We start from the raw sequence: 20745 nt of genomic DNA, 5'->3' as shown, positions 1-20745 counted from the left end.
AATTTATATGTCAAAAACAGTGGTTCGTAAAAATGAATCTCTTGACGATGCTCTTCGTCGCTTCAAACGTTCCGTTTCAAAAGCAGGGACTCTGCAAGAATCTCGCAAACGTGAATTTTATGAAAAACCAAGCGTGAAACGTAAGAAAAAATCAGAAGCAGCTAGAAAACGTAAGAAATTCTAGTCTGTGAACGGAGTGATTCTATTGTCACTACTTACTACCTTGAATGAAGACATGAAGCAAGCTATGCGAGCAAAAGATAAAGAGACTTTGCAAGTGATCCGGATGCTTAAAGCTTCGATTCAAAATGAGCAAATAAAAAAAGGTCAGGATTTAAATGACGAAGAAGAATTGACTGTCTTATCTCGCGAGATGAAACAACGTCGTGATTCTCTAACCGAGTTTGAAAAAGCTGATCGCACCGATTTGGCTGATAAAGTCAAAAAGGAAATCGTAATTGTTGAAAAATATTTGCCGGCTCAGCTTTCCGAAGATGAGATTCGTGTGATTGTTAAAGAAGCAGTTACGGCGACAGGAGCGACTTCGCCAAAAGAATTTGGTAAGGTGATGGGTGCAGTGATGCCGAAAGTCAAAGGTAAAGCCGATGGTAATCAAGTCAATGCGATCGTTAAAGAGCTTCTAAACAATTAAGCAATAACGAAAGCCGAGAGAACGTTCTCTCGGCTTTTTTTGTCATCTGCTTTGAATTATTATCTATGCGGCAATCATTCAAAATATCGCATTGAAAGAAATCTGGATTCATCTTAAATAAAACCAAATATATCTGATATTTAAGCGAAAGTTTAGACAATTTTTCTTTTATTTAGAGTGTGGTATTATAAGAAGGAATGATTTATGAAGGGATGAGCGCTTGTTGAATAGCAACGATTTTGAGTCGTTAGAAATAAAGCTTGATGGAAAAGATGACATCAGTATGCTTTTAGGTACCCACGATAAACATGTAAAGTTTTTAGAGGATAATACTGAAACGACAATCAATACTCGCGGTGAAACGATTCAAATAATTGGTCCGAAGGAAGAGGCTAAATTGGTTGGAGACATTATTCGGACACTGCAGATTTTGATTGATCGCGGGATTAAAGTGGCTACACCTGACGTAATGACCGCATTGCGTTTGGGACGTGAGGACCACTTAGATGAATTTGTCATGATGTATGAGGAAGAACTATTAAAGGATCGCAACGGCAAACCGATTCGGCCAAAAAACATTGGACAAAGCCGCTATATTGCAGCGATCCGTAAGTCAGATGTAGTTTTTGGTGTTGGACCAGCAGGGACCGGAAAAACCTATTTAGCCATTGTGATGGCAATAGCTGCGTTGAAAAAGGGAGAAGTGCAACGTATTATTTTGACGCGTCCAGCGGTTGAAGCTGGCGAAAGCTTGGGCTTCCTACCTGGGGATTTGAAAGAAAAAGTTGATCCTTATTTGCGTCCGATGTACGATGCCTTGCATCAGATTTTTGGTATGGAACATACGAATCGTTTATTAGAACGCGGGGTCATTGAGATTGCGCCACTTGCTTATATGCGCGGCCGTACATTGGACGACGCCTTTGTCATTTTAGATGAGGCTCAGAATACGACAATCTCGCAAATGAAGATGTTTTTGACGCGTCTTGGTTTTAATTCTAAGATGATCGTTAATGGTGATACTTCTCAAGTGGATCTGCCGAAAGGACAAATCAGCGGATTGATTCATGCGGAGAGAACGTTGAAAGAGATCAAAAAGATTCGTTTTGTGACTTTCGAAGCAGGCGATGTGGTGAGACATCCTGTAGTTGCTGAAATTATCGAAGCTTATGAACACGAGAACCTAAGACACCAAGAAAAGTAGTCAGGAGGGAATTGGATGTTAAATCGACCCATCAATAACTTGCTGAAAAAGTTAGGTTCAAAATTTATACCGATTATTATAGGAATATTTTCAACTGTTTTGGTTTTGACAATGATTTCAAGTGTCATTCAAAAGAGTGTGGATTATAAAGAAGGCCAAGTCGCAACAGAGAGTATTCGTGCCAATAAAACGATTGAAAACAAGACTGAAACGAATCAAAAGCGGCAGCTTGCGGCCGAGGCTGTCACGCCAGAATACACATATCAAGCGGATTTGGCCCAAACGCAACACGATCGAATCAGTCAACTGATCACTTTAATCCAAAAGGCTAATAGTGATTTAGATAAGAATTATCAGACGAAGGTATCGCAAGCTAAAGATGGGGAAAAAGTTCCTCAGCCAACAGTTGATGAACGGGTTGCAGCGGTAAAAAAGAATTTTGAAGGTTTGGATCAAGATGCGGTAACGTTTTATCAACAGCTGCCGGAAGATTTTTATCAAGCAGTCGTTCAATTAAGTGCGACAGAATTAACCAAAGTTGGAACTGAAAGTCTGAAGCTGTTGGATGAGCAAATGGCGAAGCGCATTCGTCAAAGCGATCTTGCGGAATATAAACAGCAAGCCGTTGATAAAATTCAAGGCTTAGGTTTGTCAGATGAATCTGGTCAAGTGATGCGTTACTTACTAGAAGATGGGATCGTTATTAATGATTCATTAAATCAAAAACGTACGGAGGAACTAAAAGAACAAGCGAGTGACTCTGTTCAGCCGGTAATGATTTATCAAGGTGAAGTAATCGTCCGTGAGGGTAGCCAGATCGATGCGAATGCGATCAATAAATTGAAGCTATTAGGATTGACTAGCTCAAACACCTCGGTTTTTCCTTTAATCGCAATGATTTTGGCAGCAATCCTGCAAGGAGTATTACTGTGGTTTTATAGTCGCCAGTTTGAGGTCGAGTTTCAACGTGTGCGTTTTATTCTATTTTATAGCGCAACGATGACAATCGGTGTTTTCATTATGAAAATATTGCAAGCTTTCCAAGGTACTTCCTCGAATAATTTGGCGTTATTCTTTCCAGCTGCTTTTATGCCGTTGATTTTGACGGTGTTTGTTAATCGACGAGCGGGTGCGCTATCTGCTGTTTTCCAAACAGTGTTCGCTTTGTTTATTTACTATAAAGCGATTGGGACAAATATGCTGCCGGTTATTTTGATGACGTATCTGTTCTCTGGTACGTTAGCTGTTATGGTTAAGCAAAAACGATTATCTGATCAAGTGAAACAAGCGATGCTATGGATCGTGGCGTTTCCGATTGCTTGGTCAATTATTTTAAGTATTTACCAAGGAATGTCATTTACTGATTCACAAACATGGGGCTTATTGTTGAGTGCATTTGCAGCAAGTATCTTATCTTTTATTATGGGAATGGGACTTCAACCATATATTGAGATTTTGGTGACTGACAGTGGTGTGATTACCTTAAATGAGTTAAGCAATCCCAACCATCCATTGCTGAAAGAACTACTTGAAAAAGCGCCGGGAACCTACCACCATTCAATGATGGTGGCCAACTTGAGTGCTAACGCGGTGGCTGAGATTGGTGGTCGTTCACTGTTAACTCGAGTAGCCTGTTACTATCATGATATCGGTAAGATTCGTCATGCGAATTTCTTTGTGGAAAATCTGCCGACAGGTGCTGAAAATCCACATAATTTTCTATTGCCGGAAGATAGTAAACAAATCATCTTTGGTCATGTTATTGAAGGTGCGAAGATTTTAAAAGAATACAAGATGCCTCAGATGGTAATCGATATTTGTTATCAGCATCATGGCACGACATTAATGAAATTCTTCTACTTTAAAGCAAAAGAACGAAATCCTGATACGACAGAAGCAGAATTTCGCTATCCTGGACCAAAACCACAAACACGTGAAGCAGGTGTCGTAAATATTGCCGACAGTTGTGAAGCAGCGGTGAGAGCCATGGATCATCCTTCGATTGATAAAATTACTGAGTTTGTTCATAATTTAATCGAAGAACGAATCAATGATGGACAGCTGGATGATTCCGGATTAACATTAAAAGAAATTCGAACGGTTGAAAAATCATTGATCAGCGGGTTGAGCTCTACCTTCCATTCACGGATCAAGTATCCGCGGATGCAATCAGAGGCGGAGAAGATGAAAGAAGAGCAAGAGAAAAAAGGGGAAGAGTAATGGATATTTCTTTTATTGACGAAACAGAGCAAGTCTCTGATGAAAAAATCCAAGAAATTGATGGCGTATTACAGTTTGCGGCTGACTATTTAAAGTTGCCAAAGGATACAGAGATGTCTGTTACATTTATGGATAATGCAGCGATCCAAGTCATTAATCGTGATTATCGCGGCAAGGATGCACCGACTGATGTAATAAGCTTTGCATTGGAAGAAGAAGGTGAGAACGAGATTCCGATTATCATGGATGAAGAAGATCCGATGCCACGAAATTTAGGCGATATCATGATCTCAACAGAACGTGCCCGTGAACAAGCAGAAGAGTACGGACATAGCTTTGATCGCGAGTTAGGTTTTCTAGCCGTACATGGCTTTTTGCATATCAATGGGTACGACCACATGACACCTGAGGATGAAAAAGAGATGTTTGGTCTACAGAAAGAGATATTAGATGCCTATGGACTTAAAAGATAAAACTGAGAAAAACAAGCATTTTATCACTTCTCTGGAATTTGCGATTCAGGGAATCAAGACGGTCTTTCAAGAAGAGCGCAACATGCGTGCGCACGTAGTTTTCGGATTAATGGCCATCTTAGTAGCATTCTTATTGGGTGTGTCGATACTTGAATGGCTCTGGATTTTTCTAGCAGTCTTTCTAGTTTGGATCGTGGAAATTATTAATACTGTGTTTGAAAATGTGGTAGACATGGGAACAGACTGCCATTTTCACCCAATCGGGAAAAAAATCAAAGATATGGCTGCCGGTGCGGTTCTCGTCACCTCAGTGTTTGCCATTATCGTTGGTGTGATTATCTTTTTACCAAAAATTATTGAGCTTTTTCTTTAGGAATTGCTTACTTAAGGTTCAGAAAGGAACTTATACATGTCAGAACATAAATCAGGTTTTGTGGCGATTGTCGGCCGTCCTAATGTTGGAAAATCAACCTTGCTCAATCGTATCGTGGGGCAAAAAATTGCTATCATGAGTGACAAAGCTCAAACTACTCGGAATAAAATCCAAGGTGTTTATACAACACCCGATGCACAAATTATTTTTATCGATACACCTGGTATCCATAAACCAAGACATCGTTTAGGGGATTACATGGTGGAAATGGCCTACAGCGCATTAAGAGAAGTGGACGCGATTATGTTTATGATCAGCGCGGATCAAAAGCGCGGTCGTGGAGATGACTTTATTTTGGAACGCTTAAGCAAGCAAGAAGTTCCAGTTTATTTGGTCATCAACAAGATTGATACGATTCACCCAGACGAGCTTTTGGCAATCATTGATGATTATCGTACGATCATGGATTTCAAGGAGATTATTCCAATTTCAGCGACTGAAGGGAATAATGTCGATCATCTATTAGATACGATCGTTGATCAAATGGATGAAGGTCCGCAATACTTCCCAGATGATCAAATCACGGACCATCCGGAATATTTCATTGTGTCTGAATTGATTCGCGAAAAAGTGTTGAGTTTAACCCGTGATGAAGTACCGCATTCTGTGGCTGTTGTGACTGAATCAATGAAACGGGATGAAAATGACAAGGTTCATATCCAAGCGACGATTGTCGTGGAGCGGACGAGCCAAAAAGGAATCATTATCGGAAAAGGCGGTAAGATGCTGAAAAATATCGGCACCCAAGCCCGTAAAGATATTGAGACTCTTCTAGCGGATAAAGTCTATTTAGAACTTTGGGTCAAGGTTCAAAAGGATTGGCGCGACAAACAAACGTATTTACAAGATTATGGCTATCGTAAAGACGATTATTAGGCAAAAGCTTCACGAGATTTCGTGAAGCTTTTGTTCATCAAAATGGAGGTGAGTCGATGGCACAGGTTGGTGAAACAAAAGGCATCATTTTATTTAGTCGTGATTACAAAGAAAAAGATAAGCTGATCAAGATTTTTACCGAGTCAGCAGGGAAAGTGATGTTTTTTGCTAAAGGCATCCATCGAGCGAATAATCCGTTGCAGACAGCGGTCCAGCCCTTTACTGAAGCGGTCTTTATCGGTAATTTGAAAACGGATGGATTATCTTTTTTGAATAGCGCAAAAGAGGTTCGGCCACTGCGGAAGCTGCAGGAGGATATCTTTTTGAATGCTTACGGGTCGTATATTTTAGGCTTGGCTGATGCGGCAATCGAGGATCATGTCTACGATCCTGCTTTGTATGGATTTACCAAAGAGGCTTTGCAGCGGATGAATGACGGGGCCGATGGTGAGACGATCATGAATATTTTTGAAGTTCAGATCATGCAGCGTTTCGGTGTTTCGTTGAATTGGCAAGCGTGCGGAGTGTGCGGAAAGAAAACCGGAGCCTTTGATTTTTCTTCAAAATACAACGGGATTCTTTGCCAAGATCATTGGCACTTGGATCAGCACCGCTATCATGCCGATCCGCGGGCGATTTATTTTCTGCGACTATTCAATAGTGTGACCTACGAAAACATCAACACGATCAATTTGAAACCAGAAACGAAAAAAACGATTCGTCAAACTCTGGATCAATTATATGAAGAATACGTCGGCTTGCACTTGAAGAGTAAGAAATTCATCGATCAAATGGGTGAATGGCAGGATGTATTAAAACCAAAAGATGAAAAATAATCTGCAGAACCTATTAGGCGCTGCAGATTATTTTTTTTTGTTTTTAGTTTTTGACAAATGAACAGCCAGACGGGACTGCCAAAAAGAGACAGAGAAAAATAAATAAAGATCATTTGTGTATTTAATTGATTCTGAGAGATCACAGCTGAAGCAAAGGTACCGACGATCATAAAGTAAAGGAAATACAATAGAAGTTTCAGCTTATAATTGAAGGCTGTTTTAGTCTCAAGCAATAGGATGCTATTAAGAATAAGGTAACAATGATGATCTTAAACAGAGGCTCAATAGACCAGCCATTCTTATACAGATCATATATCCAGAGAGCTAGAAGAGCACCTACGAATATGCAGAGGTCAAACAATAGACTGTTGAATTTTTTTGTTTGGTCGTATCAATAGCTATTAGGAATGAACCCGATCCACCAAGAAGAGAGAACAAAGCAAACAGGATGATCGTTGTGTAATCAACGATACTTTTCTCAAATATGCTCGCAATCAAGAAAGATAGGAAGACCAAAATAAAACAAACCAAGAATTGGGGCCCTTTTCTGCTAGTAATCACAGAAGCAAGATAACCAATGAAATATACCTCTAAAATGTATAGCGCATAGAAAGAATTAGAAAATAATGGGGCATGCCTGAGCAGGTTGATAATCATTTGGGCAATAATTAGGATAGTGACTGTAGACAACACTGAATATCCAGGCTTTCTTCGCAACAACGCATCGAATTTTTGATAATTCCTTTTAAGCTTCTCCACCATTTTCTTTTCCCTCGCCTTCGATTTTTCTTGTTAAGAAAAGTATATCAGAAAAATTTGCTGAAAAAATCAATTGTTTTATTTCTTATTCTGCAAAATGTTCGTTCTTTCACAGATTTCCATTGCTTATTTATGGCAAAACAATTAATATTGTTAGAAAACACTAAGGATTTATCGATTAGACCAAGAATACCTGTTTAGTTGGTATACGCAATGAAAATCGGACTCATTTTTTGCGTATTTGAAAAAATGATTTCTTTAATAAAAATTAGGAGTGATGAGCGTGGAAAAACTGTGGGATGTATTAAGACCAGAAGAACAAATTGAATTGAAATTAAGAAGGTTGTATACACAGCATCATTTTCATCCTTATCACCTAAATAACTTTGAAGAATATGGAAACTATCAGCAAAGCTACAATTTCTTGCGTAGTTCGTCGATTATTACCTTTACGGGAAATGATGGACGAACGATGGCTTTAAAACCAGACGTAACATTATCAATCGCTAAGAATACGCCAGCTGGCGAAGCGCGCAAGGTTTATTATGTCGAAGATGTGTATCGTCATGATCGTCAAGCGGGTGAGTATCAAAAAATTTATCAAATCGGGTTAGAGATCATTGATGAAATTACTTGGGAGAACCAATTAGAAGTGTTGAAACTGGCTTGGGAAAGCTTAGCTCAGGTTGGTGAGGGCACATTGGATCTTTCGCATATGGGAATTTTGAATGGGATCTGCGATCGATTTCCAGAAGAAGATCGACAGAATGTTTTGGATTGCTTGAGGGATAAGAGTTCTCACAGGATGGACGAACTTACAGAAAAAGCTGGTTTGTCACAAGAGGAATCGGAAAATCTGGCTAAGCTGGTACGGTTATCAGGAGACTTTGAATCGAAGTACCAGCGAGCGAAAGTCCTGTTGGCGGCTTATCCTAAAGCGCAAACTGGATTAGAAGAACTAAAACAATTGTACAAGGCTTTACAGGCAGAAAATTTATCTGAAAAAATTCGCTTGCGTATAGATTTTTCGATCATGAATGATGCGGATTACTATAGTGGGCTGTTATTCCAAGGTTTCATCAAGGAAGCACGGGAAACGATCTTATATGGCGGCCGTTATGATCGTTTAATGAGCCGTCAAGGGAAAGATCAGGGAGCCATTGGTTTCGGAATGAAATTAAATCATGTTGGGCAAAAACTTCCTACGGATTCAGAAAGCTCTGAATATCTGAATATTGCCTTGCCTAAAGGTCGAATGGGAGATGCCGTTTACGATTTGTTCACGAAGGCAGGAGTAGCTGCTGAGGGCGTATTTGAAGATAATCGAAAATTGATTTTTTGTGATGAAGACAATAAGCTGCGTTTCTTTTTAGTGAAACCTAGCGATGTGGCGATTTATGTGGAGCATGGTGCAGCTGATATTGGTGTTGTAGGTAAAGATATCCTATTGGAGAGTAAAGCTGAAGTCATTGAATTTCTCGATCTGCATATGGGAGAATGTCGTTTGGCAGTTGCGGCACATAATGATTTTGAAGAAGATTTTTCTCGTCCGCTACGTGTATCGACAAAATATCCGCAGATTACCCGTGAATTTTATGAAGGGTTAGGTCGTTCGGTAGAATTGATTCATTTGCATGGTTCGATTGAATTAGCTCCGTTGTTAGGATTATCTGATGTGATTGTCGATATTGTCGAAACAGGCACTACCTTAAAAGAAAATGATTTGAAGGTTATACAAGAAATCGCGCCGTCCTCTGCTCGTTTAATTATTAACAATGCGACGTGGCGATTTAAACAGGAACGGATTCAAAAGGTGATCGAGAAGGTGAGGAAGCAGCTATGAGAGTTTATTCAACACAAAAGGATCAATTAGCCGATATTTTAGCGCGAAAATATTCTGAAACCGAGGATGTTTCTGCTGTAGTAACAAAGATTATTGAACGGGTACAAGCGGATGGTGATCAGGCGCTTCATCAATTAATAAAAGAAATCGATCAAGTTGTTTTGGATTCTTTAACTGTTAGCCAAGCTGAGATTGAAGCGGCACTAAAAGCAGTTTCGCCAGAGTTACTGGCAGTAATGGAACAGGCAAAGAAAAATATTTTAGCGTTCCACGAAAATCAAGTACGCCAAGGATTTGTTTCGACTGAAGAAAATGGTGTGGTAATGGGGCAACGCATTATTCCTTTAGCACGGGTTGGTGTTTATGTACCTGGCGGAACGGCTGCTTATCCTAGTACAGTCTTAATGGATGTGTTGCCAGCTAAAATTGCGGGTGTCAAAAAAATCGTTATGATCACACCAACGGACAGTGAAGGAAAGGTTCCAGTCGCAATTCTAGCCGCAGCCTCGATTGCTGGTGTAGATGAGATTTACAAAGTTGGCGGTGCTCATGGCGTGGCAGCGCTGGCCTATGGAACTGAGACGATTCCCAAAGTAGATAAAATCGTAGGGCCAGGAAATATATATGTGGCGACCGCCAAAAAGATGGTCTATGGTGAAGTCGATATTGATATGATCGCTGGACCGAGTGATGTCTTGATTGTAGCGGATCACAGTGCAAATCCGCGTTGGATTGCTGCAGATCTCCTAGCGCAGGCTGAGCATGATAAATTGGCTCAAGCAATCCTTGTAACAACAGAAGAAGCGTTGATTGAAAAGGTTCAAGTAGAAGTAGCGCAACAATTAGCAGAGCTTCCGCGTAAGGAAATAGCGGAGGCGGCTATCGAAAATAACGGCAAAATTATTTTGGTTCAAGATTTGACAGAAGCACTTTCAATCGCGAACCAAATTGCACCGGAGCATCTAGAATTATCTGTCGTTGAGCCGTTTGCTTTGTTAGGAAAAGTTGAGAATGCCGGCAGTGTTTTTTTAGGCCATCACACGCCAGAAGTACTAGGCGATTATTTTGCTGGACCCAATCATACCTTGCCGACAGAAGGAACTGCGCGGTTCTATTCACCACTGTCAGTGGATGATTTCATTAAGAAGAGCAGTTATCTTTATTACACAGAAGAGGCAATGAAGGCAGCGGGGCCAGCAGTGGAATTATTTGCAGAGACGGAAGACTTGATGGGACATGCACGTTCTATGAGAGTGCGAAGAGGTGAGGAAGCATGACATTTTTAAATAGAAAGTATCAGGATTTGACGCCCTATACACCCGGGGAACAGGTTGACGAACAAGACTACATCAAATTAAATACTAACGAAAGCCCTTATCCTCCCGCGCCCGGTGTTCAAAATGCGGTAGCAGAAGCAACGCAAAAGCTGAATCGCTATTCTGATATAGCGGTGGAGATTGTAGCAAAACCATTGGCAAATTATTTGGGTGTGAAGCAGGATCAGCTATTTCTAGGTAATGGCAGCGATGAAGTTCTCTCATACATTTTTCAAGGCTTTACGGAAAAAGGCATCGCGTTTCCTGATGTGACTTATGGCTTTTATCAGGTTTATAGCGGACTATACCAAGTGGAAGCAACGATTGTGCCATTGAATGAGGATTTTTCACTGGAGTTGAAGGAATATGATGCTCTTAAAGGAACAGTGATTTTTGCGAACCCTAATGCACCGACAGGTATTTATCTGCCGCAAGAAGAAATTTGCAACTTTCTAGAACGTCATCCTAATCGATTAGTCGTAGTGGACGAGGCGTATATTGATTTCAGCGGAAAATCAATGGTTTCTTTGATCGATCACTATAAAAATCTATTAGTGGTTGGAACCTTTTCAAAATCTCGCCAATTGGCTGGAGCACGATTGGGTTTTGGTGTTGGAAATACAGAATTGATCGCGGATTTGAATCGTTTGCGTTTTAGCTTGAACCCCTATAATGTTAATAGCTTGACTCAAGCAGCGGGCAGTACTGTATTGCAAGAACAAGCATATGTAGACCAAAAAATACAAGAAACGATCCAAGTTAGAGAATGGAGCAAGCAGGAGCTGGCGAAGTTAGGTTTTGAACAAACAGACAGCCAAGGCAACTTTCTATTTGCGAAGCATCCGAAGTTTGCGGGTGAAAAACTATTCCAGGCTTTAAGAGAAAAAAGGATCTTAGTCCGTTGGTTCAATCAGGCTCGTACAAAAGATCATTTACGAATAACCGTCGGCACTCAGGAACAGATGGAGCGATTGATCGTAGTTTTGACAACGATATTAGAAGAGGTGGAAGCATGAGAAAAGCAGAAGTGATACGTAATACGTCTGAGACAAAAATCCAATTGACTTTGAAGGTTGATGGCACTGGACAGCAAACGATCAAAACAGGTGTGGGCTTTTTAGATCATATGCTGGAATTATTTGTTCGGCATGGCCGTTTCGATCTTGAGCTTGTTTGTGACGGAGATATTGAAGTAGATGCTCATCACACGACAGAAGATATTGCGATTGCGATTGGTCGAGCGTTTTCAGAGAGTCTTGGTGAACGCCGCGGGATTAAACGGTACGGCAGCATGCTGCTGCCGATGGATGAAGCATTGGTAATGTCAGCGATCGATATTAGCGGGCGCGGGATGGCGGTCATAGAGCTGGATATCCCAAGTGAAAAAATTGGATCGCAATTTGATACCGAATTAGTTGAAGAGTTTTTCATTGCCTTTGCTCGTGAGCTTGGTGCGACGATTCATTTGCATCAAATCGCGGGAAAAAATAGTCATCATATCGTGGAGGCCTGCTTCAAGGGCTTTGGTCGTGCATTGGGCGAAGCGGTGGCGATCAATCAGCTTGCACCGGACGAGATTCCATCCACAAAAGGGACGATAAATTAAGTTGATCCTCAAGATTAGAATGTATGATAAAACGAATTAGAAGGGGGAAGCCTATGCTAGCAATTATCGATTATGGGGTCGGGAACTTGTTCAGTTTGTCGCGCTCACTGGAATATCTAGGGGTGGAATGCCAAATTACCCGGTCATTAGATGAATTAAAGTCAGCGGATCGGATTATTCTGCCGGGGGTTGGTGCCTTTGGTGATGCACGGAGAAAGTTGGAGGAGCTATCGCTGGTTGAACCGATTCAGGAATTGGCGGCTTCTGGCAAACCTTTTTTAGGGATTTGTTTAGGGATGCAACTGCTTTTTGACAAGAGTGAAGAGTTTGGTGAACATCTCGGATTAGGATTGATTCCTGGTCGAATCGTTTCGATGCGGGATGCATTTGATCAAGCGGATATTGATTTAAAAGTGCCGCAGATTGGCTGGAATAAACTAGATGTACAAAATAATGCAAGTCCATTGGCGAAATCAGTTGGAAAAAATGATTTTGTTTATTACGTCCACAGTTACTATGCGACGGAATGCCATGAATATCTAGTTGCTGATAGTGAATATGGACTCTCGATTCCAGGGATTGTACAAAATAAAAATGTTTTTGGAACTCAATTTCATCCAGAAAAAAGTGGTGATGTCGGGTTAAATATCTTAAAAGCATTTACGGAGGTGTCAGCATGAAAATTTTTCCCGCAATCGATCTTTTAGATCAGAAAGTGGTTCGATTATACCAAGGTGATTATGATCAAAAAGAGGTATTTGGTGACGATCCCGTAGCTTTTGCGCAATCATTTGAAGATGCGGGAGCAAAGTGCCTGCACCTTGTGGACTTAGATGGCGCTAAGGCTGGGAAGCTACATTATTTTGGGATCGCCAAAAAAATCGTGGAAAATACGAACTTATTCGTAGAAGTCGGCGGCGGTATTCGTGATGAAAAAACGATCGAGAATTGCTTGTCTGCGGGGGTTGATCGTGTGATTCTCGGTACGATCGCTCAAAAAGACCCAGCGTTTACAAGAGCGATGCTGAAAAAATATGGCAATAGAATCGCGATTGGTGTTGACGCAAAAGATGAAAAAGTGGCTGTAGAAGGCTGGCTGGAAAAAACGGAAACAGACGCTTTTGAATTCTGTCAGCAATTAGTTGAGTGGGGCGCTGAAACAATTATTTTCACTGAAATTTCTCGTGATGGTACAGGCGAAGGGATCAATTTGCCATTATATGAAAAACTCAATCAGTTGAATATTGAGATCGTTGCATCAGGTGGGGTGGCATCTTTGGAAGATATCGAGGGACTGAAACAGTTAGGTGTTTCCAGCGCGATTGTTGGGAAATCATTATACAATGGAAGTTTAAAACTAGAGGACGTTTTAGCTGCAGGAGGTGACAATCAATGATCGCCAAGAGAATCGTTCCATGCTTAGACGTTCGTGATGGACGTGTAGTAAAAGGCGTAAATTTCGCTGGTCTGCAAGATGTGAATGACCCGATAACTTTGGCTCGCTTCTATAATGAACAGGGGGCAGATGAACTGGTTTTTTATGATATTACAGCCTCAGCGGAAGAACGCGGCTTGTTTACCGATATTTTGAAAGGTGTGGCCTCGGAAGTGTTTATTCCATTGACTGTCGGTGGCGGCATCAATGAAGTTACCGATTTTGAACGGGTTTTGAATTGTGGGGCAGATAAGGTCAGTGTCAATTCTGGTGCGATTCGTCGCCCTCAATTGATCGAAGAAGGCGCGAAACGCTATGGCAGCCAGTGTGTTGTTTTGTCAGTCGATGTGCGTCGAGTGGGCGATCAGTGGCACGTCTTTGCAAAAGGTGGACGAGAAGATACAGGATTAGAGGCTTTAGAGTGGATTCGTCAAGGTGAACAGCTGGGGGCTGGAGAACTGGTCATTAACAGCATGGATACCGATGGCGTGAAACAAGGCTTTGATTTAGAGCTGTTGAAGGCGGTCAGCGAGATTACTACTTTGCCAATCGTGGCATCTGGCGGAGCCGGCAAGAGCGAAGATTTTATCGATTTGTTCCAATTGCCGAAGATCGAAGCTGGCCTAGCAGCCTCCATTTTCCATTATGGCGAAGTAAAAATTCCTGATCTAAAAAAACAATTGATGGCGGCGGGCATTCCTGTCCGAATCGTTTAGAGGGGCGGAAATACTATGACTGAGTTAAAATTCGACGAGCAAGGATTGATCCCGGTGATCGTACAGGATGCTGAGAGCAATGAAGTATTAACATTAGCTTATATGAATCAAGAAAGCTATGAGATGACATTAAAGGATCAGCTGATGACTTTCTATTCTCGCAGTCGTAAAGAATTATGGCGCAAAGGTGAGACAAGTGGAAATTATCAGCACCTAGTTTCGCTAAAACTGGATTGTGATCAGGATGCGTTAGTAGCAAAAGTTAAAAAAGATGGGCCGGCTTGTCATACAGGTACGGAGAGCTGCTTCAACGAAATCTTGTATGGTGAGGATCAACAGGCAACGGTTGATGCGTTATATCAATTAGTCAAGGGACGTAAAGAAGTGCCTCAAGACGGCAGCTATACCAGCTACTTGTTTGAAAAGGGTGCCGAAAAAATCTTGAAAAAAGTCGGTGAGGAATCGACTGAAGTCGTAATCGGCGCAATGAAAGGGGACCGCAGTGAAACCGTTTTTGAAATCTCTGATTTGGTGTATCATGTTCTTGTACTGATGGTAGAGATGGGAATCGATTTAGCAGAAGTACGCCAAGAACTAGCGAACCGTCATGTCGTTGATAAAAAAGTTAAGCAAGAACGGATGCAATAAACTGCTAGTTCTGTTTCAGAGAATGATACGTGCACGAAAAATCCATGCATTTGTTCCGAGCTAGCTTGATGATAAAACTGGCAGAATGATGGACATGATGAAAAGTAGATCTATTTTTTAAAAATGAGTACTTTGAGATGAATTAGGAGGAATCAGCGATGTTCTATTCAAACGCTCACACCCACAGTACGTGGTGTGATGGGAAAGATACTCTAGAAGATATGGCGCAAGCGGCGATCGATTTAGGCTTTACTGATTTAGGTTTTACATGTCACTCACCAGCACTCTTTGATCCCAGTTGTTTGGGTGTACAGAATGAAGTGTCTTATCAAGCAGCTTTGCATGAATTGAAGGAGAAACTGGCGGGACAGTTAACCATCAGCTTAGGGTTAGAATGGGATTATTACAGTGCCGATCCGATCGAAGGGTATGATTATACTGTAGGGTCAGTACACTATTTTCCACCGCGGCAAGGAATCTTTCGCAGTGTCGATGAAAGTCCGGAAAGTTTGATGAAGACCTTGAATGAGTGGTATCAAGGAGATACGCTGCAATTAGTTCGCGATTATTATGATACTGTCGTGAAACATATCAACCAGAATCATTCGAAAATTGTCGGTCATTTTGATTTGATTACGAAATTCAACGAGAAAAATCCTTGGCTAGATGAGGAAAGTCCGGAATATCAGGCGATTGCACTAAAGGCGCTGAACAATGTCGTTGATATCATCCAAACCTATGACGGAATGGTAGAAATCAATACGGGGGCGATTTCTCGTAATTGGCGAACAACGCCGTATCCGAATCCTTTTTTATTGAAGCAATTAAAAAAAAGAGAATGTCCGATTATTATTACGAGCGATAGCCATGAGACGACGACTTTGACTTGTCATTTTCCAGAAACGGCTGAGTTGCTGAAATCGGTTGGTTTTACAGAGACGATGCAATTGAAAAATGGTATTTTCCAGCTGATCCCTTTGGACTAGCGCCCTTAAAAAGTCTTTTGTAACGTAGAAACTGCGAAAAACGTAACTCGAAGCTAGCTCATTTTTAAGGAATTTATTTTTCTAAAAACAGAAAAATAAATCCATTTTCGTACGCATACGATTTCGCTAAACGACTCATCTATTGATTGAGCTAATATATTAATCAAATCTCTTGTATTATGCAAAACTGCGAAAAGCATAACTCGCATAGCAGAAAGATTTGACAAAAAGGGTCTGGTGTCGCTATTATAGAACCAAGTTGAATAGGTGCGATGATCAAATTTAGAAATTTGTGGAAGAACACAGCGAGTTTGGGCCGGTGGAAGCCAAGCAGGGAAACAAATTTTGTTGGCGTTTGTGAGCACATGTAGTTAAAGCTGCCAAGTAATTGCTTGGAAGTAGGGTGGAACCGCGTTGATACGTCCCTATGTCGAATTTTTTCGGCATAGGGACTTTTTTTGTCAGTTGCTAGTTGCGCTTTTCACAGTTTATTTGGTGAAAGAAGAAACCCAAGAGTCAGAGCCAGATTTTGATCAAGGCGCACAGTGCAATGGTATGCGTACGAAGATAAGCCCATTTTTCTTTGAGCTAGCTGCATCTGCAAGTTTAACTTCTCAATAATGTATAAACTAGAATTATCAGCTACCGCGCAACTTCACACAAGCTAAGAAATAGACAATAAAATTTTTCAATAAGTAAGTAGGAGGAAACAGAATGAGCAAGTTAACAGTGCAAGAAATGATTTTAACGTTACAAAAATTTTGGTCAGACAACGGCTGTATGTTGATGCAAGCCTATGATACAGAAAAAGGAGCAGGAACGATGAGTCCGTATACTTTTTTACGGGCGATCGGACCAGAACCGTGGCGTGCGGCTTATGTTGAACCATCGCGTCGTCCAGCTGATGGCCGTTACGGAGAAAATCCGAACCGTTTATATCAACACCACCAATTCCAAGTGGTGATGAAACCTTCACCAAAAAATATCCAAGAATTGTATTTAGACAGCCTGCGTTTATTAGGAATTGATCCATTAGAACATGATATTCGTTTTGTAGAGGATAACTGGGAAAATCCATCAATGGGCTGTGCCGGTGTTGGTTGGGAAGTTTGGTTAGACGGTATGGAAATCACGCAGTTTACGTATTTCCAACAAGTCGGCGGTCTGCAAGTGAATCCTGTAACCTCTGAATTGACTTATGGTTTGGAACGTCTGGCTTCATATATCCAAGAAGTTGACAGTGTCTATGATTTGGAATGGAGTGCTGGTGTTAAATACGGTGAAATCTTCAAACAACCAGAATATGAACACTCAAAATATTCGTTCGAAGAAAGCAATCAAGAAATGTTATTGGAGAATTTTGAAAAATTTGAAAAAGAGGCGAAACGCTGCATTGACGAAAACTTGGTGCATCCAGCGTATGACTACATTTTGAAATGCAGCCACACCTTTAATCTATTAGATGCTCGCGGAGCTGTTTCCGTAACTGAACGTGCCGGATACTTGGCTCGTATCCGTAATATGGCTCGTTCTGTCGCGAAAATCTTCGTAGCTGAACGGGAAAAACTAGGCTTCCCATTATTGAATCAGGAGGGCAAATAAGATGGCGAAAAATCTACTATTAGAAATTGGTTTAGAAGAAATGCCAGCCCATGTGGTTTGGCCAAGTATCAAACAACTAGAGGAAAAGGTCTCGAAATTTTTAGAAGAAAACAGTTTGACGTTTGACTCTATCGAAACATTCTCGACACCTCGCCGCCTAGCAATTCGGGTAACAAGTATTCCTGACCGTCAGGACGATGTGCAAGAGGAAGTCAAAGGACCTGCAAAAAAAATCGCTCAAGACGCAGAGGGCAACTGGAGTAAAGCTGCTGAAGGATTTGTCCGTGGGCAGGGTTTAACAACTGATGCGATCACTTTCCGTGAATTAAACGGTGTGGAGTATGTGTATGTGACAAAGTATATCCACGGAAAAGAAAGTAAAGAAGTTTTAACAGGACTTTTAGATGTTGTGAAGGGCATGAATTTCCCAACGATGATGCATTGGGGAGAGACAATGTTTGAATACATCCGCCCGATTCATTGGATCGTAGCATTATTGGATGAAGAAGTGATTCCATTTGAATTGCTAGATGTGCAAACGGGACGAACGACAGAAGGGCATCGTTTCTTAGGGGATCAAGTTGAACTTGCAGATCCAAGCGAGTACGAAGCGAGATTAGAAGAACAGTTTGTAATTGCTGACGCGTATAAGCGGCAACAAATGATTGTAGAACAAATTGAAGAAATTGCGGAAAAAAATAAATGGGTCATTGATCTTGATTCAGATTTATTAGAAGAAGTAACGAACTTAGTTGAATATCCAACGGCATTTGTTGGTGATTTTGAGGAACGTTTCTTATCGATACCTGAAGAAGTGTTAGTTACTTCGATGAAGGAACATCAACGCTATTTTGAAGTGCGCAATCATGCGGGTATGCTGTTGCCTCATTTCATTTCTGTCCGTAACGGAAACAGCGTAAAATTAGATAATGTCGTTAAAGGGAATCAAAAAGTTTTGGCCGCTCGTTTAGAAGATGGTGAGTTTTTCTTTGAAGAAGATAAGAAATTGTCGATTGAAGAGTGCGTTGAAAAATTGAAGAATGTGACCTTCCACGAAAAAATCGGCAGCATGTACAAAAAAATGCAGCGTGTCGGTTTAATCAGCCAGGTGGTTGGCGCACAAGTAGGGTTAAGCGAGGACGAATTAACGGACTTGAAGCGTGCTTCAGAAATCTATAAATTCGATTTAGTTACGAACATGGTAGGCGAATTCCCTGAGTTACAAGGAATCATGGGTGAAAAATATGCTTTATTGAAGGGTGAAAAGCCAGCTGTTGCTACAGCGGTCAGAGAACATTATCTGCCGATCTCATCTGAAGGTGAATTGCCTAAAACGGCGATTGGAGCGGTTTTAGCGATTGCTGACAAGATTGACAGTGTATTGGGTTTCTTCGCCGTAGGCATGATCCCAAGCGGTTCTAATGACCCTTACGCATTACGTCGTCAAACTTACGGCATTGTCCGGATCGTCGAAGCTCAAGGCTGGACGTTCTCATTCACAGACATGCAAGGAGCGATCGTGGATGCGATCAACGAAGATGTTTTAGATTATGGCATTCATTTCAATCGCGACCAAAAAGAGTTCATCGAATTCTTCAAGGGCCGTATGCGCCAACGTTTGCAAATGTATAACGTACGTCACGATATTATTGATGCGGTATTGGATTCTCATCAAGGTGACCTCGTTCAAGTCTTTAAGACAGCTCAAATCTTTGATCAGCATTTGTCTGATGATTACTTTAAAGAGGCAATGGAGGCCTTGACGCGTGTTATCAACCTAACGAAGAAAATGGACCCAACGACTATTAATTTCAAAGTTGATCCTAAGCTGTTTGAAAATGATACCGAAAAAGAATTATATGCTGCGGTGAAAGAAGCCGAAGATGAATTTTCTAACCAAAGCATGGCTGAAAATTATCAAACGTTGACGAATTTGCGTCCAGTGATCGAACGTTACTTCAACGAAACGATGATCATGGTAGACGATGAAGCTGTTCGTGACAACCGTTTGAACCAATTAGCGATTATTGCTCGCATGGCGAATGCTTTAGCAAGCATTGATAAAATCATTACGAAATAGCCGTGAAGACTCTAAGAGTTCAATCAGTATTTTATTGATTGGACTCATTAAGTTAGACAAAAAAAGAAAGCCTTCGAGTTCGCGCTCGAAGGCTTTTAGAGTATCAACTTTAATAACAACGGAATATAGGCAAGATACAGCAGAACAGAGTAGCCTAAAGCCGACGCGGCAAATTGCTGATCGGCACCATAAGAACGAGCCAAGATCGGTACGGAATTTTGAACCGGCATGGCGGCCTGGATAATAAATACAGAAAGCATCAATGGCGGTACACTGATCCATTGTCCTAAGAGCCAGACGATCAGGGGAGAGATCACGTAGCGTCCTACGATCACGCCGATAATATCTTTGTTCAATGTTAGATTTTTTATTCCCACATTATATACGATGATCCCGATCACGAACATTGATAATGGTGTGGTCAAGTTTGCAAGGTAGCTCAAGAAAGTCGCGACTGAGTCTGGGACGGTAATAGCCATGAGAACGGCACATAAACCGATCAGAAAGCCTAACAATGCAGGAGAAAAAATTTTCTTCAGAATCGGTATTAAATGAAAATTGACTGTTGCTTGTTCGATTTTTGGATTATCACGAGCGATGAAATAAATACCCAATGTCCAAAAGAGTGTAGTATTCACGATGTAGTAGAGCAATACATATGGGACTGCTTTTTCACCAAAGATGGCTAAGTTAATGGGTAAGCCTATAAAAATCGTATTGGAGCATGTGAACATTGTCGAGAAAATTCCCTTACGAGCTGGCGTAATCTGAAAGATCCGCTGATAAGCAAAGCTGACCGCAAAAGTCAGAAGCATTGAAAGCAACGGAATCACTGTTCCGCTGAATAGCTGCAGAAATTCTTCCCGAGAAAAATTCTTCGTGATCGTCAAAAACATATTACAAGGCAGGGCGATCTGTAGAACCAGCTTAGAGAAGGCATCGCCGACTTGATTCGAGAACCATTGCTTGTAAGTCAGCAAATAGCCGATAAACATTAAAACAAAAATAAAAAAGATATTAATATATGCGGAAATCATTTTTTCACCTCGAGACTACTATA

The 20745-nt window shown here is 41.1% G+C and carries 21 protein-coding genes; 19 read left to right on the top strand and 2 right to left on the bottom strand.

The genetic code is table 11. The annotated features are described in order from the left end of the window. The first annotated feature begins 7 nt into the window (after nucleotides 1-7). The 8 genes from rpsU to recO all read left to right on the top strand — a co-directional run bounded on the left by rpsU (nucleotide 8) and on the right by recO (nucleotide 6694). Nucleotides 8-184 carry a 30S ribosomal protein S21 gene (gene rpsU / locus IGI38_RS10020; protein WP_002356740.1) on the top strand — a complete coding sequence of 59 codons (177 nt, stop codon included), beginning with the start codon at nucleotides 8-10 and terminating at the stop codon, nucleotides 182-184. 21 nt (nucleotides 185-205) lie between these two features. After that, nucleotides 206-652, top strand: coding sequence for a GatB/YqeY domain-containing protein (locus IGI38_RS10015; RefSeq protein ID WP_438729373.1), 447 nt, complete (start codon nucleotides 206-208; stop codon nucleotides 650-652). Between the two features lie 283 nt (nucleotides 653-935). Then, nucleotides 936-1856, top strand: coding sequence for a PhoH family protein (locus tag IGI38_RS10010; RefSeq protein ID WP_438730399.1), 921 nt, complete (start codon nucleotides 936-938; stop codon nucleotides 1854-1856). Between the two features lie 15 nt (nucleotides 1857-1871). Further along, on the top strand, nucleotides 1872-4076 hold the full coding sequence (locus IGI38_RS10005) for an HD family phosphohydrolase (RefSeq protein ID WP_438729371.1): 2205 nt from the start codon (nucleotides 1872-1874) through the stop codon (nucleotides 4074-4076). After that, nucleotides 4076-4549, top strand: a complete 474-nt coding sequence (ybeY, locus tag IGI38_RS10000; RefSeq protein WP_438729368.1) for an rRNA maturation RNase YbeY — start codon at nucleotides 4076-4078, stop codon at nucleotides 4547-4549. The genes IGI38_RS10005 and ybeY overlap by 1 nt, the downstream gene beginning before the upstream one ends. After that, nucleotides 4527-4922: a diacylglycerol kinase family protein gene (locus IGI38_RS09995; RefSeq protein WP_438729365.1), complete on the top strand. Its 396-nt coding sequence runs from the start codon at nucleotides 4527-4529 to the stop codon at nucleotides 4920-4922. The genes ybeY and IGI38_RS09995 overlap by 23 nt, the downstream gene beginning before the upstream one ends. A 36-nt stretch (nucleotides 4923-4958) precedes the next feature. Beyond that, nucleotides 4959-5858 (top strand): GTPase Era, encoded by a 900-nt coding sequence (era, locus tag IGI38_RS09990; protein ID WP_438729363.1) that lies wholly within the window; start codon nucleotides 4959-4961, stop codon nucleotides 5856-5858. Between the two features lie 56 nt (nucleotides 5859-5914). Next, nucleotides 5915-6694 carry a DNA repair protein RecO gene (recO, locus tag IGI38_RS09985; protein ID WP_438729360.1) on the top strand — a complete coding sequence of 260 codons (780 nt, stop codon included), beginning with the start codon at nucleotides 5915-5917 and terminating at the stop codon, nucleotides 6692-6694. Between the two features lie 336 nt (nucleotides 6695-7030). Here recO and IGI38_RS09980 read toward each other — a convergent pair whose 3' ends face one another. Next, nucleotides 7031-7411, bottom strand: a complete 381-nt coding sequence (locus IGI38_RS09980; RefSeq protein WP_438729357.1) for a hypothetical protein — start codon at nucleotides 7409-7411, stop codon at nucleotides 7031-7033. 325 nt (nucleotides 7412-7736) lie between these two features. Between IGI38_RS09980 and hisG the strand changes: the two genes are divergently transcribed. From hisG to glyS, 11 genes are all read left to right on the top strand, one after another. After that, nucleotides 7737-9296 (top strand): ATP phosphoribosyltransferase, encoded by a 1560-nt coding sequence (hisG, locus tag IGI38_RS09975; RefSeq protein WP_438729355.1) that lies wholly within the window; start codon nucleotides 7737-7739, stop codon nucleotides 9294-9296. Beyond that, on the top strand, nucleotides 9293-10573 hold the full coding sequence (gene hisD, locus IGI38_RS09970) for a histidinol dehydrogenase (RefSeq protein WP_438729352.1): 1281 nt from the start codon (nucleotides 9293-9295) through the stop codon (nucleotides 10571-10573). The genes hisG and hisD overlap by 4 nt, the downstream gene beginning before the upstream one ends. Further along, complete coding sequence (hisC, locus tag IGI38_RS09965; RefSeq protein ID WP_438729350.1) at nucleotides 10570-11628, top strand: histidinol-phosphate transaminase; 1059 nt, start codon at nucleotides 10570-10572, stop codon at nucleotides 11626-11628. The genes hisD and hisC overlap by 4 nt, the downstream gene beginning before the upstream one ends. After that, nucleotides 11625-12218, top strand: coding sequence for an imidazoleglycerol-phosphate dehydratase HisB (gene hisB, locus IGI38_RS09960; RefSeq protein WP_438729347.1), 594 nt, complete (start codon nucleotides 11625-11627; stop codon nucleotides 12216-12218). Before hisC ends, hisB begins: the two co-directional genes overlap by 4 nt. Before the next feature lie 53 nt (nucleotides 12219-12271). Continuing rightward, nucleotides 12272-12898: an imidazole glycerol phosphate synthase subunit HisH gene (gene hisH, locus IGI38_RS09955; RefSeq protein WP_438729344.1), complete on the top strand. Its 627-nt coding sequence runs from the start codon at nucleotides 12272-12274 to the stop codon at nucleotides 12896-12898. Then, complete coding sequence (hisA, locus tag IGI38_RS09950) at nucleotides 12895-13614, top strand: 1-(5-phosphoribosyl)-5-[(5-phosphoribosylamino)methylideneamino]imidazole-4-carboxamide isomerase (protein WP_438729340.1); 720 nt, start codon at nucleotides 12895-12897, stop codon at nucleotides 13612-13614. The genes hisH and hisA overlap by 4 nt, the downstream gene beginning before the upstream one ends. Continuing rightward, nucleotides 13611-14369: an imidazole glycerol phosphate synthase subunit HisF gene (gene hisF / locus IGI38_RS09945; protein ID WP_438729337.1), complete on the top strand. Its 759-nt coding sequence runs from the start codon at nucleotides 13611-13613 to the stop codon at nucleotides 14367-14369. The genes hisA and hisF overlap by 4 nt, the downstream gene beginning before the upstream one ends. A gap of 15 nt (nucleotides 14370-14384) precedes the next feature. Then, the gene (gene hisIE / locus IGI38_RS09940) at nucleotides 14385-15017 is read left to right on the top strand and encodes a bifunctional phosphoribosyl-AMP cyclohydrolase/phosphoribosyl-ATP diphosphatase HisIE (RefSeq protein ID WP_438729334.1); all 633 of its coding nucleotides are present in this window, start codon (nucleotides 14385-14387) and stop codon (nucleotides 15015-15017) included. A gap of 158 nt (nucleotides 15018-15175) precedes the next feature. Further along, on the top strand, nucleotides 15176-16003 hold the full coding sequence (locus IGI38_RS09935) for a histidinol-phosphatase (RefSeq protein WP_438729331.1): 828 nt from the start codon (nucleotides 15176-15178) through the stop codon (nucleotides 16001-16003). Between the two features lie 714 nt (nucleotides 16004-16717). Next, the gene (glyQ, locus tag IGI38_RS09930) at nucleotides 16718-17605 is read left to right on the top strand and encodes a glycine--tRNA ligase subunit alpha (RefSeq protein WP_438729328.1); all 888 of its coding nucleotides are present in this window, start codon (nucleotides 16718-16720) and stop codon (nucleotides 17603-17605) included. 1 nt (nucleotide 17606) lies between these two features. Beyond that, nucleotides 17607-19685: a glycine--tRNA ligase subunit beta gene (glyS, locus tag IGI38_RS09925; RefSeq protein ID WP_438729325.1), complete on the top strand. Its 2079-nt coding sequence runs from the start codon at nucleotides 17607-17609 to the stop codon at nucleotides 19683-19685. 95 nt (nucleotides 19686-19780) lie between these two features. Here the strand turns inward: glyS and IGI38_RS09920 are convergent, their stop codons facing one another. After that, on the bottom strand, nucleotides 19781-20722 hold the full coding sequence (locus tag IGI38_RS09920) for an AEC family transporter (RefSeq protein ID WP_438729323.1): 942 nt from the start codon (nucleotides 20720-20722) through the stop codon (nucleotides 19781-19783). Nucleotides 20723-20745: the final 23 nt, after the last annotated feature.

Source organism: Enterococcus sp. AZ128 (assembly GCF_051714485.1).
Lineage (GTDB): Bacteria > Bacillota > Bacilli > Lactobacillales > Enterococcaceae > Enterococcus_A.
The sequence above is the reverse complement of the archived record's forward strand: the minus strand, read 5'-3'. Positions and strand labels throughout refer to the sequence as shown.